15 protein-coding genes and 1 pseudogene are annotated in these 16,548 nt (G+C 52.9%); 11 read left to right on the forward strand and 5 right to left on the reverse strand.

Annotation, left to right across the window (positions count from 1 at the left end; all coding sequences use genetic code 11):
* Window positions 1–228 precede the first annotated feature (228 nt).
* The 3 genes from NAL19_RS17260 to NAL19_RS17270 all read left to right on the forward strand — a co-directional run bounded on the left by NAL19_RS17260 (window position 229) and on the right by NAL19_RS17270 (window position 2,330).
* Entirely contained in the window at window positions 229–1,350 is a 1,122-nt protein-coding gene (locus tag NAL19_RS17260; protein WP_263057984.1) for an RNA ligase RtcB family protein, read from the forward strand.
* Window positions 1,347–1,970 (forward strand): peptide chain release factor H, encoded by a 624-nt coding sequence (gene prfH / locus NAL19_RS17265; protein WP_225085667.1) that lies wholly within the window; start codon window positions 1,347–1,349, stop codon window positions 1,968–1,970. The genes NAL19_RS17260 and prfH overlap by 4 nt, the downstream gene beginning before the upstream one ends.
* Window positions 1,971–2,204: 234 nt before the next feature.
* Window positions 2,205–2,330, forward strand: a complete 126-nt coding sequence (locus tag NAL19_RS17270; protein WP_225085668.1) for a YdgH/BhsA/McbA-like domain containing protein — start codon at window positions 2,205–2,207, stop codon at window positions 2,328–2,330.
* A gap of 300 nt (window positions 2,331–2,630) precedes the next feature.
* On the opposite strand, the gene NAL19_RS17280 is transcribed toward NAL19_RS17270, so the two are convergent.
* Complete coding sequence (locus NAL19_RS17280) at window positions 2,631–3,029, reverse strand: DUF350 domain-containing protein (RefSeq protein ID WP_137741253.1); 399 nt, start codon at window positions 3,027–3,029, stop codon at window positions 2,631–2,633.
* A 411-nt stretch (window positions 3,030–3,440) separates the two neighbouring features.
* On the opposite strand from NAL19_RS17280, the gene NAL19_RS17285 reads away from it, so the two are divergent.
* On the forward strand, window positions 3,441–4,973 hold the full coding sequence (locus NAL19_RS17285; RefSeq protein WP_263057985.1) for a methyl-accepting chemotaxis protein: 1,533 nt from the start codon (window positions 3,441–3,443) through the stop codon (window positions 4,971–4,973).
* Between the two features lie 56 nt (window positions 4,974–5,029).
* On the opposite strand, the gene rlmB is transcribed toward NAL19_RS17285, so the two are convergent.
* From rlmB to nsrR, 3 genes are all read right to left on the reverse strand, one after another.
* A complete protein-coding gene (rlmB, locus tag NAL19_RS17290) occupies window positions 5,030–5,761 on the reverse strand; it encodes a 23S rRNA (guanosine(2251)-2'-O)-methyltransferase RlmB (RefSeq protein ID WP_225085672.1) in 732 nt (243 codons plus the stop codon).
* A gap of 103 nt (window positions 5,762–5,864) precedes the next feature.
* Complete coding sequence (gene rnr / locus NAL19_RS17295) at window positions 5,865–8,321, reverse strand: ribonuclease R (protein ID WP_263057986.1); 2,457 nt, start codon at window positions 8,319–8,321, stop codon at window positions 5,865–5,867.
* Between the two features lie 41 nt (window positions 8,322–8,362).
* Complete coding sequence (gene nsrR / locus NAL19_RS17300) at window positions 8,363–8,788, reverse strand: nitric oxide-sensing transcriptional repressor NsrR (protein WP_010279087.1); 426 nt, start codon at window positions 8,786–8,788, stop codon at window positions 8,363–8,365.
* Between the two features lie 294 nt (window positions 8,789–9,082).
* On the opposite strand from nsrR, the gene NAL19_RS17305 reads away from it, so the two are divergent.
* The 3 genes and pseudogenes from NAL19_RS17305 to NAL19_RS17315 all read left to right on the forward strand — a co-directional run bounded on the left by NAL19_RS17305 (window position 9,083) and on the right by NAL19_RS17315 (window position 13,006).
* On the forward strand, window positions 9,083–10,654 hold the full coding sequence (locus NAL19_RS17305) for a methyl-accepting chemotaxis protein (protein WP_225085674.1): 1,572 nt from the start codon (window positions 9,083–9,085) through the stop codon (window positions 10,652–10,654).
* A 527-nt stretch (window positions 10,655–11,181) separates the two neighbouring features.
* Window positions 11,182–11,503 (forward strand): annotated as a pseudogene (locus NAL19_RS17310) (PAS domain S-box protein); the annotation flags it as partial.
* 66 nt (window positions 11,504–11,569) lie between these two features.
* Window positions 11,570–13,006 carry a diguanylate cyclase gene (locus NAL19_RS17315; RefSeq protein WP_263059742.1) on the forward strand — a complete coding sequence of 479 codons (1,437 nt, stop codon included), beginning with the start codon at window positions 11,570–11,572 and terminating at the stop codon, window positions 13,004–13,006.
* Here the strand turns inward: NAL19_RS17315 and NAL19_RS17320 are convergent.
* Entirely contained in the window at window positions 12,975–13,991 is a 1,017-nt protein-coding gene (locus NAL19_RS17320; RefSeq protein WP_263057987.1) for a type IV pilus twitching motility protein PilT, read from the reverse strand. The genes NAL19_RS17315 and NAL19_RS17320 overlap by 32 nt on opposite strands.
* A 20-nt stretch (window positions 13,992–14,011) precedes the next feature.
* On the opposite strand from NAL19_RS17320, the gene NAL19_RS17325 reads away from it, so the two are divergent.
* The 4 genes from NAL19_RS17325 (at window position 14,012) to yggU (ending at window position 16,542) form a co-directional block, all read left to right on the forward strand.
* Entirely contained in the window at window positions 14,012–14,740 is a 729-nt protein-coding gene (locus NAL19_RS17325) for a YggS family pyridoxal phosphate-dependent enzyme (RefSeq protein WP_225085677.1), read from the forward strand.
* Window positions 14,741–14,830: 90 nt separating this feature from the next.
* The gene (gene proC, locus NAL19_RS17330; RefSeq protein WP_263057988.1) at window positions 14,831–15,652 is read left to right on the forward strand and encodes a pyrroline-5-carboxylate reductase; all 822 of its coding nucleotides are present in this window, start codon (window positions 14,831–14,833) and stop codon (window positions 15,650–15,652) included.
* Window positions 15,653–15,700: 48 nt separating this feature from the next.
* Entirely contained in the window at window positions 15,701–16,255 is a 555-nt protein-coding gene (locus tag NAL19_RS17335) for a YggT family protein (protein WP_010295003.1), read from the forward strand.
* Window positions 16,252–16,542 (forward strand): DUF167 family protein YggU, encoded by a 291-nt coding sequence (gene yggU / locus NAL19_RS17340; RefSeq protein ID WP_225085679.1) that lies wholly within the window; start codon window positions 16,252–16,254, stop codon window positions 16,540–16,542. The genes NAL19_RS17335 and yggU overlap by 4 nt, the downstream gene beginning before the upstream one ends.
* Window positions 16,543–16,548: the final 6 nt, after the last annotated feature.

The raw sequence follows: 16,548 nt of genomic DNA on the forward strand, positions 1-16,548 counted from the left end.
ATCACGGCCATCGTGTTGCAGATATTGCACGATGGCTCCCACTTGCGTATTATGCCGACGTTTTTTCACCCATCCCCCAACTGACAAAGGAGACGACATCATGACAACCATTACTCTGATTCTTTGCAGGACATCTCGGGACTAATTCCGCATTCTTTTCCGCTTTGCGTTATCCCCCCAGCTGTAGCCTGCCTTACCCTATTTTTAAATTGATCAGCAGGATGATCTATGGGCAATGCTATTCGCTCTATTTCGGCGCGCGTCAGTGTGATCGCGACTGAAAATACCTGGATTGAAGATAAAGCAATCCAACAGCTTCACATTACATCACAACTTCCCGATATGGTTCGCGTGGCCGGTATGCCAGATTTGCATCCGGGACGCGGCTACCCTATTGGCGCCGCCTTTTTCTCACAACAGCGCTTCTATCCGGCGCTGGTTGGCAACGATATCGGCTGCGGCATGGCGCTATGGCGCACTGGCCTTAATGCCAACAAGATTTCGTTGGATAAGCTGGAAAAGCGGCTTGGTAATATCGATGGTCCACAGGAAGACGATATCGAAATTCCCCCATCGCTGGCGGATTTCCGCTATTCGCTGGGCACCATCGGCGGCGGTAACCACTTTGCGGAATTACAGCAGCTTGATGAAATCTATCAGCCAGATGCGCTGCACGCTCTGCACATCGATCCTAAACAACTGTTGTTGCTCGTTCACAGCGGCTCGCGAGGATTAGGGCAAACCATACTGGAAGCCCACGTGCGAGAATTCGGCCATCAGGGGCTTGAAGCCAACACGCCTGCCGCACAAGCCTATCTGGAACAGCACCAGTTCGCGCTGACGTTTGCCACCAATAATCGGCGGCTGATCGCACAGCGGATGCTGGATCGCTGGCATACGGAAGGCGATGCCGCACTGGACGTGAACCACAATCTGGTGACACCGACAACGATTGAAGGCATTTCCGGCTGGCTGCACCGCAAAGGCGCAACGCCTGCCGACTGCGGCCCGGTCATCATTCCCGGTTCTCGTGGCGACTACAGCTATCTTGTGCAACCCATTCCTCACGCAGACAGCCTGTATTCGCTGGCGCATGGCGCAGGCAGAAAATGGATGCGCACGGAGTGTAAAGATCGGCTGTCTTCACGTTACAGCGTTCAGCAACTGGCGCGAACCCGCTTCAGCAGCCGCGTGATTTGTCAGGACAGGCAGCTGATTTTTCAGGAAGCGCCCGAGGCCTATAAACCGATAGACAGCGTGATCGGCGCGATGCAGCAGGCGGGATTAATCACGTTGATTGCGCGCCTGAAACCGGTTCTCACTTACAAAACGCGCGGGGAGGATAAATGATATTACTTCAGCTCTCCGCCGCGCAGGGACCGGAGGAATGCATGCTGGCAACGGCAAAAGCGTTGCAGGCTCTGGCACAGGATGCAGCACGGCAAGGTATCGAATGTGACATCATCGAAACCGAAGCAGGAAAACGCGCCGGTACGCTGCGTTCCGCACTGGTGCTGCTAAACGGTGACCAAGCGGAATCGCTGGCTGCTAGTTGGTGCGGCACGCTTCAGTGGACCTGCAATAGCCCCTGGCGTAAAGGTGGCGGACGCAAGAACTGGTTTATCGGCGTCGCGCGCTTTCATCAGGAACAGGCGTTTGCCGATAACGAGATTCGTTTTGAAACCACGAAATCCTCCGGCCCCGGCGGACAGCATGTGAATAAAACCGAATCTGCCGTTCGCGCCACCCATGTCGCCAGCGGCATCACGGTGAAAGTGCAGAGTGAACGCAGCCAGCACGCAAACAAGCGTCTGGCCTGTTATCTCATCGCCTATCGTCTGGAAGCGTTACAGCAACAGCAGCATGCTGAACTACGGGCACAGCGGCGTCTGTTCCACCATCAGATCGAACGCGGCAATCCGGTAAAAGTCTTCAAAGGCGAAGATTTCACGCTGGTCACGCCGCGCTAACCTCAACTCACGGGCGGGCACCGACTGCCGCCCGTTATTTTTCCCTCTTAAAGAGAATGCCATCGGCCCGGCGATAGCGTTACACTCCCGCTATCGATTCCTATCAGGCTGAAACGATGAACATCGTGCGGATACTTTTCTTACCCTTAATACTGATGCTATCGGGCTGCCAGATCATACAAGGAAAGCCTGTCGCGCCACCGCCGCCCGCGGAGAACGCCCTCGAAATTCGCTATGCGCAAACCAGCCAGTTGGAAAAAAATGGGGACGATTTCGGTGAGCATGCGCGGAAACGCAGATGATGTAGATCGCGCCCTTCAACAAAAAGCCGATGCCTCCGGTGTGATGCCGATCGTTTAAGAACCGAGATACCGGGGGCTACCACGGTGCGAGGTATCCCTGCGGGAACCTCATCACCGTGTTTCCCCCTAAATCCACGCTTAAGTGAACAGTATTAATGCCTCCGGTGCGCGCTATTACGTGATAGTGCTGAAATCCGAGGCCGCAACGCTCCCCGGCATGTGGTTCGCGCGTGCCGTGCTGTACCGCTGAATCTGCGGGACAGGTTGTCAAAATGCGGTCAACGAGGATGGCGGACACAAAAGCAGTCCACCATAAAAAATACCGGGCAGATTCTCGGTATTGTCATGCAACATCACATTAATACGACATACACGCCGCATTCAGAATCCCGCCGCTGAGCGAGGCCGCGCAGAGAAAGGCGCCAGAGGCAATATCGTTATTCTGGATATGCTGGCTGAGACGCGGCATATACAGACGGACAGCGAAATAAATCAGCAATTGCACCACCAGCGCCACCACGCCCCAGGTAATGTAATCTACCAGACTCACGGAATTAATCGCCGCACTGGAAAGCGGGATGACATAACCAATTAACGCCCCACCAAACCCAATGGCTGCCGTACCGTTGTTCTCTTTAATCAACGCCCATTCATCATGCGGCGTCACGCGGGTGTAGATAAACAGGAAGGCCAGTACCATGGCAAATCCGATAAAGAAATAGGAGGCAAAAGCAAGTAGCGACGTAACAATAGGCATAGCGATATTCCTTTTAAATGAGACTCGTTGGCGCATCAGTAATATAAGAGGAAGCATGAAGAATATAGATGATTCTTGCATAGCAAAGCGTTTATACATGACTTTACGTGATAAACAACGCAGGAGTCCCCAGCAGGGTGCTTTACCCCTCCCAGCAGCCATATCCGCACGATGTCTCCTCACATTTTTTAAGAAAATGAATAAGCATTGCGCCTGAAATACCGATAACAGATAAGGCATTTTTTATCAGTTAGATAGAGCCCGTTTCACATTCATCACCTGCCTTTTTACACAGACACGCAATTTATACAAACACACAATTTAGACAAATACACAACGACACCGCATCCGTTCTTGGCCTGCAATGACGGAAAAATAGATAAATAATTAATGAACGAAAGGAAGAGGTTTATGCTGCGCTGGATGTCATTTCAAAACCTGTCTGTAACGCGAAAGTTATTGGTAGGATTTGGTTTATTGCTCATCATGGGAGTGATTCTCTCCATGGTCGGCTTTTACGGATTAAACAATAGCGATCAGTCGTTAAAACGCATCAGTCGTCTTGGCGCTATGTATGACAAAACCGTTGTCGCGCGGGAAGGCAACTTCGGTTATGCGTTGGAGCGTAAAGCGCAGTATCTCGAACAGCACGATAGTGCGATCGGTAACATTAAGGAAGAACTCTCAGCACTGCTGAAAGCGATCGACACCGGTCATTGGCCAACGGAAGATAAAAGCGCAATTCAGGATATCAGCGCATCCCTCAACGCCTATATTTCACAGCGCCAGCAGGTTATGAGCCCGGATGTCAGCCAACAGCGGCTCAGTGAATTAAACGATCAAATGGCGGGGTTGCAGGAAAACATCAATAAGCTTTCCTTCACGGAAGAGAGCCGCGCGGGCCGTAACGTTATTAGCAGCGATATACAGCTAGGCGTGATCACACTTATCGCCATCATACTCGGTCTGACCACAGCCATCGTTATCTCACGACAGATTGTACGCCCGCTACATCAGGCGCTACACGCCACCCGCGCGATTGCGGAAGGCGACCTTACCGTACAGCTTCACAACGAACGCCGCGATGAGCTGGGCCAGTTGATTTCAGCCATGGGGCAGATGAACAACAACTTGCACAGCATGATTGATAAAATTCGCCTCAGCGCAAACCAGATTTCCTATGCTGCTGGGGAAATTTCTGCCGGTAACACCGACCTCTCTTCTCGCACAACGCAACAAGCTGCCGCACTTGAAGAAACCGCCGCCAGTATGGAACAGCTGACGTCAACGGTGAAACAGAATGCCGATAACGCCCATCAGGCCAACCGACTGGTTATGGATGCTTCTGACACCGCAAATCAAGGGGGAGAGCAGGTTTCTAAAGCCGTCAACACCATGCACGATATTGCGCAAAGCTCACATCGCATCGCTGAAATTACCTCAATGATCAACAGCATCGCGTTTCAAACCAATATTCTGGCGCTCAATGCTGCGGTAGAGGCGGCAAGAGCCGGTGAGCAAGGCCGTGGTTTCGCCGTTGTCGCCAGCGAAGTACGTAATCTGGCACAGCGCAGCGCGCAGGCGGCCAAAGAGATCGATACGCTCATTGGTGAGTCGGTTTCGCAGATTAATAACGGCGCGGCGCTCGTTAACGGTGCGGGGAAAACGATGGAAGGGATTGTCCATTCAGTGACGCAAGTCCACGCCATCATGAAAGACATTACTACCGCGTCTGACGAGCAGCATCGCGGTATTTCTCAGGTCGGTCAGGCCATTATAGAAATGGATCAGAACACGCAGCAAAACACCGTGCTGGTGGAGCAATCCTCTTCTGCCGCTCAGTCGCTGGAACAGCAGGCGATCGTACTTTCTGATGCAGTGTCTGTTTTCCGGCTTTTACAGCCTTCGCAACACGAGGTTCGCAGACTGACATCTGCTGCATAATCCCAACGACAGCGGGGTGCCTCATGGCACCCCGCTGCTATCAATCACCGTGCTGATTACGCCCGTTGGCGAACAGCTTCAAACAGACACACGCCAGTAGCAACCGACACATTCAGTGAAGACACACTGCCCGCCATCGGAATACTGATCAGTTCATCGCAGTGTTCACGAGTCAAACGACGCATACCTTCCCCTTCCGCGCCCATCACCAGCGCCAGCGGCCCGGTCAGTTTGCTTTGGTACAGCGTATGATCCGCTTCACCCGCCGTGCCAACAATCCAGATATTACGTTCCTGCAACAGGCGCATGGTACGAGCCAGATTGGTCACGCTGATAACCGGTACGGTTTCCGCCGCGCCACAGGCAACCTTCTTCACTGTCGCATTCAGTTGCGCAGAACGATCGCGCGGCACGATCACCGCATGCACACCAGCGCCGTCCGCATTACGCAGGCACGCGCCCAGGTTGTGGGGATCGGTCACGCCATCCAATATCAGCAGGAAAGGCGTTTCCAGATTGTCTAACAGCGCAGGCAGATCGTTTTCCTGATATTTCCGCCCTTCTTTGACTTTCGCTACGATCCCCTGATGCACCGCGTCATCAGCCTGCTTATCCAGCCATTGGCGATTCGCCACTTGAATGACGATGCCCTGCGCTTCCAGCTCCGCAACCACAGGCTGAAGGCGACGATCGTCGCGCCCTTTCAGAACAAAAACTTCCAGAAAACGCTGTGGATCGCGCTCAAGCAGTGCTTTAACCGCATGGATACCGTAAATAATTTCGCTCATTGATACTCTTCAGATTAACCATAACAGGCGGTGCCCGTTAATTTAGAGATAGCGGTTTGCCCCTGTCCTCCCCTTCACAGGGGAGGGAGCAGATTAGCTAACCTTACTCAGCAGACTTTTTCTTCGCCCGTTTCGCTTTGGTTGCGGCGGCGATTTTACGCGTTTTTTCCGCGTTCTTTTTCGCTTTATCGCGGTTCTTTTTCGGTTTGGCTTTTGGCTTATCCGATTTCGCGTTGCGGTCGCCTTCTTTACGGAACGCGGCATCCGGTTCAAAGTTTGCTGGCGCTTTGCTGCCGCTGCGACGACGTCGGGCTGGCTTAGCCTCACGCGATTCCGGTTTCTTCGCGCGGTCGCGCGCGGTTTTCCCTTCGCCACGGACCTTGCGCGTGCTGGAAATCAGCGCAAAATCAATGTTGCGCTCATCCATATGCACCGCCTCAACGCGAATTTCGACTTCATCGCCCAGGCGATAAACCTGCCCGCGCGATTCACCGATCAGGCGCTGACCGATATTATCGTAACGGTAGTAGTCATTATCCAGCGTAGAAACATGCACCAGCCCATCAATAAACAGATCTTTCAGGCGCACGAAGAAGCCAAAGCCGGTCACGCTGGAGATGATTCCCGTAAAGACTTCCCCCACGTGATCCTGCATAAAGTCGCACTTCAGCCAGTCCGCAACGTCGCGCGTCGCTTCATCCGCACGGCGCTCCGTCATCGAACAATGCATGCCCAGCTGTAGCATCTCGTTAATATCGCTATGCCAGCCGCCCGTTGGTGTCCAACGCTCATGGCGATTGCTCAGCAGATATTTAATCGCACGGTGCAGCGACAGATCGGGATAACGACGAATCGGCGACGTAAAGTGGCCGTAAGACGTCAATGCCAGACCGAAGTGACCCCGATTTTCCGGGTCATAAATCGCCTGCTTCATGGAACGCAGTAGCATAGTTTGCAGCATTTCCCGATCGGGACGTTCCGCTACCTCATTCATCAATTCCGCGTAGTCTTTCGGCTGTGGCTTCATTCCGCCTTTCAGCGTCAGCCCCAGCTCGCCCAGCACGCTGCGCAGGGCTAATACATGATCTTCACTCGGCTGATCGTGTACGCGGAACAGCGCAGGCTCTTCGTTTTTCTCCACAAATCTCGCGGCGGAGATATTCGCCAGAATCATGCACTCTTCAATTAGCTTGTGGGCATCGTTACGCACCACGGCTTCCACACGGTCGATACGGCGCTCGGCGTTAAAAATGAACTTCGCTTCTTCGGTTTCGAACGCGATGCCGCCGCGCACTTCACGCGCGTGCTCAAGCACCTTATACATGTGGTGCAGCTCTTCCAGCCCGCCCACCAGCGGTTTGTAGTGCTCACGCAGCTCGGCGTCACCTTGCAGAATGTTCCACACCTTGGTGTAGGTCAGACGCGCGTGTGAACTCATCACTGCTTCATAGAACTTGTAAGACGACAGCTTGCCCTGCGCCGAGATGGTCATTTCACACACCATACACAGACGATCGACCTGCGGGTTAAGCGAACATAGGCCGTTCGACAGCACTTCCGGCAGCATCGGAACCACCTGAGACGGAAAATACACCGAGGTGCCACGCGCCCGCGCTTCATGGTCAAGTGGCGTATTCGGCCGCACGTAATAGCTCACGTCCGCGATGGCAACCCACAGCCGCCAGCCGCCGCCGCGTTTCTTCTCGCAGTACACCGCGTCATCAAAATCGCGGGCATCTTCGCCATCAATCGTCACCAACGGCAGCTTACGCAGATCCACACGGCCTTTTTTCGCTGCTTCTGGCACTTCTTCAGCAAGATCTTTCACCTGCTCTTCCACTTTCGGCGGCGAGGTGTGCGGAATATCGTGGGTGCGCAGGGCGATATCCACCGCCAGCCCTGTGCCCATATTGTCACCGAGGATCTCGACGATCTTACCGACCGCTTTCGTGCGGCGTGTGGCGCGTTGCGTCAGCTCAACCACCACAACGAAGCCCATGCGGGCACCATTAATTTCTTCTTTCGGGATCAGAATATCGAAGCTCAGACGACTGTCATCCGGTACCACGAACCCGACACCCGCATCGACAAAATAGCGGCCGACAATTTGCCCGGTACGCGGTTCCAGCACGCGCACAATGCGCCCTTCACGCCGTCCTTTACGATCCGCGCCCAGCGGCTGTGCCAGCACAACATCGCCGTGAATCGCCCGTTTCATCTCTTCAGCTGATAGATACAGATCGTCTTTGCGGCCTTCCACACGTAGGAAGCCGAAGCCATCGCGGTGACCGATAACCGTACCACGCAGCAGATCGAGTTTTTCCGGCAACGCATAGCACTGACGGCGGGTAAAAATCAGCTGACCATCGCGCTCCATCGCGCGCAGACGGCGGCGCAGCGCTTCGAGGGGTTCTTCTCCGGTTAATTGCAGGTCGGCGGCTAATTCTTCCCGGCTAATCGGGGTATCGCGCTTGGCGATGTGCGCCAAAATATATTCACGACTGGGGATGGGGGATTCGTATTTTTCTGCTTCTCGTTCCAGGAATGGATCTTGTGACATTGCGGTTCCTCCGTTGTCATCAGCAGGAGGCTGAACAAAACTCATTCAACCAATAATAATTTATAAAGCGGCGGGTTTTCTTTGACCATATCAGCCAGCGTGTATTGATCCAGCTCATGCAGGAAATTTTGTACCGCCTGTTGAAGCACCTGCTTTAAGCGACAGGCTGGCGTAATGTGGCAAAACTCATGGCTACAGTTAACCAGCGTGAGCGGCTCCAATTCGCGCACGACATCGCCAATTCGGATGGTTTCAGCCGGTTTTCCAAGACGGATACCGCCATTCTTGCCACGCACAGCCATCACCAACCCAGCACGACTAAGTTGATTGATAATTTTGACCATATGATTACGGGACACGCCATACACTTCCGTTACCTCAGAAATGCTGGTCATTTTCCCGCCCGGCAGCGACGCCATATAAATCAGCGCTCGCAAACCATAATCCGTGAAACTTGTTAACTGCACATAAACCTCGGATACCTCTGGGTATCATTAACCGGCGTCTTAAGTACGCCCCTGAAAAACCAACGCTATTGACAGATAATAAACCAGGCGTAAACGCTACGGCTAATTATTTATCCCCTTTGTGTTGCGAGAAGCGCTCAACTACGCCCTTCTTACCGCCCGTGTTTATCCCTGCCATATCTTTTTAATTTTATCTCACCGCAACACAGATAACGTATTCTCTTTAGTTACACACACCACACCCAATGATGACTGGTTTATCACCGACGAAGGCGGCGTAAGGAAAAGGACACCATGAGGTTGAAAAATATTTCTATTCGTACCGGCTTATTAACGTTATTGCTGTTAACCACCCTGTTGCTACTTATCGTCAGCAGCATGGGCGTAGTCGCGATTAAGAAGGACAGAGAAACGCTGACCGCGCAAAACCAGATTCAGGGCATTGAGCTGGGCAACCTGATGAGCGGCTATAACCAAACGCTCAGCGCACGCGCCTCGGCAACGCTCGCCGTCAGGAAAATCGAAATCGGCCTACTGGACGACGGGGCGAAGGAAACTGGGGTCGTAGAGAAACACCTCAGCCAATCGCAGGAGGATATTGACCGCGTGATCAAATCAGCCAATGCCGATCCGAAGCAGCAGGCGCTCGCGCAGGAGGTATTAAAAACCTATCAGGCCTATTTTCAACAGGGCATGACCCCAATGCTGAGCGCGCTGCAAAAACAGTATACCGACGAATATTATGACGTTCTGGAAAAGCAGCTCGGCCCGCTGAGTGAAGCCTTTGATTTATCGATCCAAAACTTTCGTCAGTATGCCCAACAGCTGTCCGAACAAGGGCTGGCACAGTCCGAACGTAACGAGAACATGATGCTATTGCTGATTGCCGTTGCCTGCCTGCTGTCTATCACGTTGGTTGTCTTAGCCTGGATCGCACTGCGACACATGCTGCTCAAACCGCTGGATTATGCCATTGAGCAACTGGAGCAGGTGGCCGCTGGTAACCTGACCCGTCGCCTGATTCAAGGCGGAGACAACGAACTGGGTAGACTTAATGATGCCATCAGCCGCATGCAGGGTGCGCTGCTGGAGTCGGTTAGCCAGGTACGCGATGCCAGTACGCAAATCGATCTCGGCAGCCGCGAACTCTTTGAAGAGAACACCCAGCTTGCCCAACGCACCGAAGAATCCGTTGCTGCACTGGAACAGACGGCAGCAAGCATGGAGCAACTCAGCGCCACGGTGAAGCTCAATGCCGACCATGCCGAACTCGCGCACCAACTCGCCAACAACGTCTCGAACACCAGCAGCCGCAGCAACGAATCCGTCTGTTACGTGATTGAGAAAATGCAGGAGATCGCCGTCAGCGCTAAACGCATCAATGACATCCTCAGCGTCATTGACGGCATCGCGTTTCAGACCAATATTCTGGCGCTGAACGCCTCCGTCGAATCCGCTCGTGCAGGCGAACAAGGCAGAGGCTTTGCCGTCGTCGCCGGAGAAGTTCGTAATCTGGCGCAGCATAGCTCTCAGGCAGCAAAAGAGATCCGCTCGCTGATTCTGGATTCCCAGACGCGCGTGTCTGAAGGGCTGGAATTGGCTTCTAAAGCGGGTGAAACCATGGATGAAGTGACCGAAGAAATCATCCGCATTACGCAACTGATGCGAGATATTTCCACTGCCACGCAAGAGCAGCATCGCGGTATCGAACAGGTTAACGTCGCTTTCACACAAATCGACAAAGTCGCTCAACACAATGCACAGCTCGTCAAAGCCTCATCCGCGACTACGCAATCGCTGGAGCAGCAGTCTCAGCAGCTCATGCGATCGATGGCGCTGTTTCAGGTAGAGCCTCGCCTTTCCTAATCTGCGGGTGTATTACACCGCCTGTGGTCGGCCTCAGCGCTGGCCACAGGCATCCTCCCATCAATCCACTACTTACACCATCCTCTTTAAAAGACGAATAAATAATCGAACAAGGCAGGACCCCTCTTCATACTTAATGCACTTATTTTATAGGTATACTTTCAGAGAATTTGAGTATTATTTTTTTACCGCTATTCTCTGTTTTTACACATAAGCGTATAAGTAGAGTTTCAACGTAAAAATGGTCAACGTAATTACCTTAATGTATTGAATAAAAAGACAATGAGAAGCATTCCTTATTGGTGATATTTGCCGTACGTTTCCGGCCATTAATTACATTCCGATATAATATTTATTAATCTAATCAATAGCAGGCTATTTTATTAATTCGTCCCATTGATTTTCGCGTAAAAAAAGGGGGGACTGCCGATCGCCCGATAACACCACAGACGGCATCACGATAAAATCACACCTCTGACAACAGCGAATCAAGGATAAAGACAGAAAGAATATAGGCAGAGATAAACATGAATAATCAGTCAGTTGATTTGATTACCAGGTTTGACAGTGAAGCCAAACTGCACGCGCTTGATTCCATTTATGCCATTGCCGAATTCGATCTGGCAGGAAAACTGGTTGAAGCTAATCCTCTTTTTTGCAAAATGCTGGGCTATAAAAAAGAAGATATTATTCAGAAAAATCACACATTTTCTGCCAGAAGCCCAGCGCCAAAAACACGATCATTTCTGGCACGATGTGGTGAAAGGAAATATCAACGCAGGGGAATTCCAGCGAAAAACGCAAAAAGGAGAAATTATTTGGCTCCATGCTGCTTATACGCCAATTATTGATGATAAAGGCCGACGTATCGGCATCATAAAACTGGCAACGGATATTACGCAGGAAAGACTTCTTGTGTCAGAGCATCGCGCACGGCTGGATGCGATTGAGAACGCGCAAGGCGTAATCGAGTTTGATAAAGACGGCTATATTACCCAAATCAATAAACATTATCTGGTGCTAACGGGCTATGAGGAAAAGGAATTACTCGGTCAGCACCACAGACTACTCTGCAATCCCGTTGATACCGAACAAGCCGACTATCAAACGTTTTGGGAGACCCTGCACCGCGGTCACCCCATCAGCGGGCGCTTCCACCGGCTGGGCAAAGACAACCATTCATACTGGATACAAGCGACCTACAGCCCGATCATGGATAGCGACGGCAATGTGAGGAAAATCATTAAATATGCTCACAACATCACACAGAACGTCGAAACCGAAAAAAAAGCCCACCAGCAAGGCATCATTCTCGATATCCTGCTATCAGTCCACGATAGCTTTCTGCTCGACCATAATCTACCCTCCGCCTGCGATAAAGTCTTTGAACGGCTGCTTGACGTCACCAATAGCACCTTCGGCTTCATTGCCACGTTGCAGGAAGACGAAGACGGTCAGTCGCTCTACATTCCCGCGATATCCAATCTTGCCTGGGATGAAGAAACTTTGGCCTGGTACAGAAACCAGCGCAAAACCCACGGCGGCCTGAGGCTCCGTAAACTGGATAATCTGTTTGGTCACGTGGTCACCCACAATACGGTGGTGTGCACCAATAATCTGCTGAGACAAAAGGCTGGCCGGGACCTCCCGCCTATCCATCCCGCACTCTATTCCCTATTGGGGATCCCTATCACTCACAACGGCAAAGCGATCGGAATGATCGCACTGGCTAACCGTCGGGAAGGTTATGATCAAACGATGATCGAGCTACTGGCTCCGCTGGTGAAAACGCTCGGCATCATTATTCACGCCCGTTCACGGGAAGATGAGCGAACACAGATAGAAGCCTCTCTGCGTTTTCACGCGGGGCATGATTTTCTTACCGGCCTACCCAATCGCAGCAGTTTCTTCGAACAAGCCAACGCCTTTTTTCTGCACAAGCAGCAACACCAGCAGACGGACAAAAGCTGTCTGGCAATTATTGACATCGATTTATTCAAAAGCATCAACGATCAATACGGTCATCTGGCTGGCGATGCCGTCCTCAAAGAGCTGGCGATGCTCATGCGCATGTCGCTACGTCAGGAGGATCTCGTCGCCCGCCTTGGGGGAGAAGAGTTCATTATACTGCTAAAGGATGTCTCTTATGAAACGGCGGCGATGACCATCGAGCGTATCCGTAAGGCGATTGAGCTACATACGCTGGAATACGAATGCCAGACTCTGCATTTCACGATCAGCGCGGGGATTGCCGCTTACCGTTCCGACCTTGCTTCCGTTGAGGACTGGATTCAGTTAGCCGATGAAAACCTCTATGCGGCTAAACGGCAAGGGCGCAACTGTGTGAAATAAGCCCATCCCGACAGCGCTGCTGGTAGCTTTGCTCGAACGTTTGCATTCCCGCCGCCGTTCCCGTTTGAATCAGGCCGGGAAGCTGATGCGTTTTCCCTTCCCGAATCAGGTTGCTGACCGCCGCAGTCGCCGTCAGCACTTCATAAAGCGCAATGCGGCCGCCTTGCGCTGCAGGCAACAGCCTTTGCGTCACCACGGCCTGCAAACAGGTGGCGAGCTGGCTGCGAACATAGGCTTTTTCTTCACCGGGAAAGACGTCAATCAGACGATCGACCGCCTGCGATGCGCTGCGTGTATGCAGCGTAGATAACACCAGATGGCCGGTTTCCGCCGCCGTCAGCGCCAGCCGAATCGTATCTGTATCACGAAGTTCCCCCAGCAGAATCACATCGGGATCTTCCCGCAATGCCGCCCGTAACGCCTGCGCAAAAGACGCGCTGTGTGCACCGATCTCTCGCTGTTGAATCAGGCAACGCCGGCTGACATGGATAAACTCGATCGGATCCTCCAGTGTAATCACATGGCGATCGCTGCTGTCGTTTAACGCCCCGATCATGGCTGCCAGCGTCGTGGACTTGCCACTCCCCGTCGCACCAGTAATCAGGATCAGTCCGTTCGGTTTCTCCAGCAGCATCGACAGAACGGGTGGCGCCTGTAGCCCGTCCAATGAAGGCTGAGCCGACGGAATAATACGCAGCGCCGCAGACAGCCCTTCCCGCTGGCGAAACACATTCACCCGCAGACGTTGCCCATCGGGCAGCATTAACGCGCCGTCCACCTGACCAAACTGCCGCAGTTGCTCTCGCTGCGCGGGTTCGAGCCAGGCATTGCACCATTGCGCCACCTGCTCCGGCGTTAAACGTGGTAAGGTATTTTCAGGCTGTAGCCGCCCATCCACTCGTAGCACCGGAGGGTGGCCGCTACAAAGGTGCAGATCCGAGGCATTATGTTTTACACTACGCACCATCCACTCATCCAATTCCATAGATAACCTCCTGAACAACCATGACGACAATCCAGCAGAATCTACAGGACATCCGGCAGCAAATCGCCACCGCCGCTGTGCATTGCGCGCGAGCACCAGAAGAAATTACGCTACTTGCAGTCAGTAAAACCAAACCTGTGAGCGCGATCGAAGAAGCCATCGCGGCAGGGCAAAAGGCGTTTGGCGAGAACTATGTTCAGGAAGGCGTGGAGAAAATTCATTATTTCCAGGAAAACCACCCGACTACGCCGCTGGAATGGCACTTTATCGGTCCGTTACAGTCAAACAAAAGTCGGCTGGTGGCCGAGAATTTTGACTGGTTTCATACCGTAGATCGGCTACGCATCGCGCAGCGTCTGAGTGAACAACGTCCGGCCACGTTGCCGCCCTTAAATGTGCTATTGCAGATTAATATCAGCAGTGAACCGAGCAAATCCGGCATTATGGTGGCTGAACTCGCGGAGCTTGCCGCCAGCGTCGCCGCGTTACCTAATCTGCAACTGCGTGGCCTGATGGCGATTCCGGCACCGGAAACCGATTACGAACAGCAGTTGGCGGTTTTTAAACAAATGGCAACGCTGTTCCAAACGTTGTCCGCAACTTATCCGCATATTGATACACTCTCTATGGGGATGACGGACGACATGCGCGCGGCGATTACCGCTGGCAGCACGCTGGTGCGCATTGGCACGGCAATCTTTGGCGCGCGCGACTATGCTGCAAAAGACTATGCCGCAAAAAGCGTATAACTAAACCATCAGCCAAAAGCGCATAAACCGCAGAGGCACGCCCTGAACGGCACGTCATCTTTGACAAACAGGTGAGCAACGAGGATGCAGATGCAGCAACGTAAAATAGCGTTTATTGGTGCCGGAAACATGGCGCAGGCCATTATCGCCGGATTAGTCAACGGCGGTTACCCCGCTCAACACATCAGCGTCTGCGCGCCTTCGGGTAAGAACCGCGATGCGCTGGCTGCACAATACGGCGTGATCAGCAGTGCAGACAATGTCCGTTGCGCGCAGGAAGCGGACGTTATTGTACTGGCCGTCAAACCGCAAATGATGGCGACAGTTTGCGAACCGCTGCATGAACACGTCAACTTCACGGGTAAACTGGTACTCTCGATTGCGGCGGGCATCAGCATTGCCCGTTTTCAGACCCTGCTGGGAGAACCGCTGAATATCGTCCGGATTATGCCAAATACGCCGTCTCTGGTCGGAAAAGGCATGAGCGGGATGTATGCCCCCGCGTCCGTCAGTCAGGCTGATAAAGACTTAACCGCACAGCTGATGCAGAGCGTCGGTAAAATTTGCTGGGTGGATAGCGAATCAGGCATTAACGGCGTGATCGCCGCAGCAGGCAGCGCACCGGCCTATTTCTTCCTGTTTATGGAAGCCATGCAGCAGGAGGCTATTCGTCAGGGGTTCAGCCAGGAAACCGCTCGCCTGCTGGTGCAACAGGCCGCGTCAGGTGCTGCCGCGCTGGTTGAAGCCAATCCCGATACGCCGCTGTCAACGCTACGGGAAAATGTTACCTCCAAGGGCGGCACCACGGCAGAAGCGCTGCGGGTATTTAACGAACAACAGTTGACGCAAACTGTGGCTGAGGCCATGCAGGCGGCAATTGCTCGCGCACAGGAAATGGAAACGCTTTTTTAACCAAAGCGGGTTCCCCGATTCTTTATCTTATAAGGAAAAGACGTACTTATGCTCACCCTGACTTTTCTGGTCAAAACGCTGGTTGACCTCTATGTAATGGTCCTGTTGCTGCGCATCTGGATGCAGTGGTCACGCAGTGATTTCTATAACCCGCTGTCGCAGTTTGTCGTCAAAATCACCCAGCCGATTGTCGGGCCGCTGCGCCGGATTCTGCCGTCATTAGGGCCGATTGACAGCGCCTCGCTGCTGCTGGCCTTTATTCTGACGACGATCAAATACCCGTTACTGCTGTTGATTCAGGTTGGCGCGATTTCCCTCAGCCCAATGAACCTGCTGGTCGGGCTGATTTCGCTGATTAAATCCGCAGGCTATCTGGTTTTCTGGGTCATCATCATCCGTTCCATCATGAGCTGGGTCAGCCAGGGCCGTAGCCCTATTGAGTATCTGCTGCATCAGTTGACTGAACCGCTCATGGCGCCACTTCGCCGCATTATTCCGGTCATGGGTGGCATTGATTTCTCTGCGATGGCCGTCATTCTGATTCTGTATATGCTCAACTATCTGGGCATGGATCTGTTCCCGGGGCTGTGGTTCCTGCTGTGAGTGCCATTACCCGCCACGGCGATGCGCTGGTGATTCGGCTGTATATTCAGCCGAAAGCCAGCCGGGATCAGATCGTGGGTTTGCATGGCGACGAACTGAAAGTCGCCATTACCGCACCACCGGTGGATGGGCAGGCCAATGCCCATCTGACCAAATTCCTCGCCAAACAGTTTCGAGTCGCCAAGAGTCTGGTCGTGATTGAAAAAGGCGAACTCGGGCGGCATAAACAGATTAGAATTACCCATCCGCAACACATCCCGGCGGACGTCACGGACTTCATTGAATAAACACGC

The organism is Pectobacterium sp. F1-1 (assembly GCF_025643735.1).
GTDB lineage: Bacteria > Pseudomonadota > Gammaproteobacteria > Enterobacterales > Enterobacteriaceae > Pectobacterium > Pectobacterium colocasium.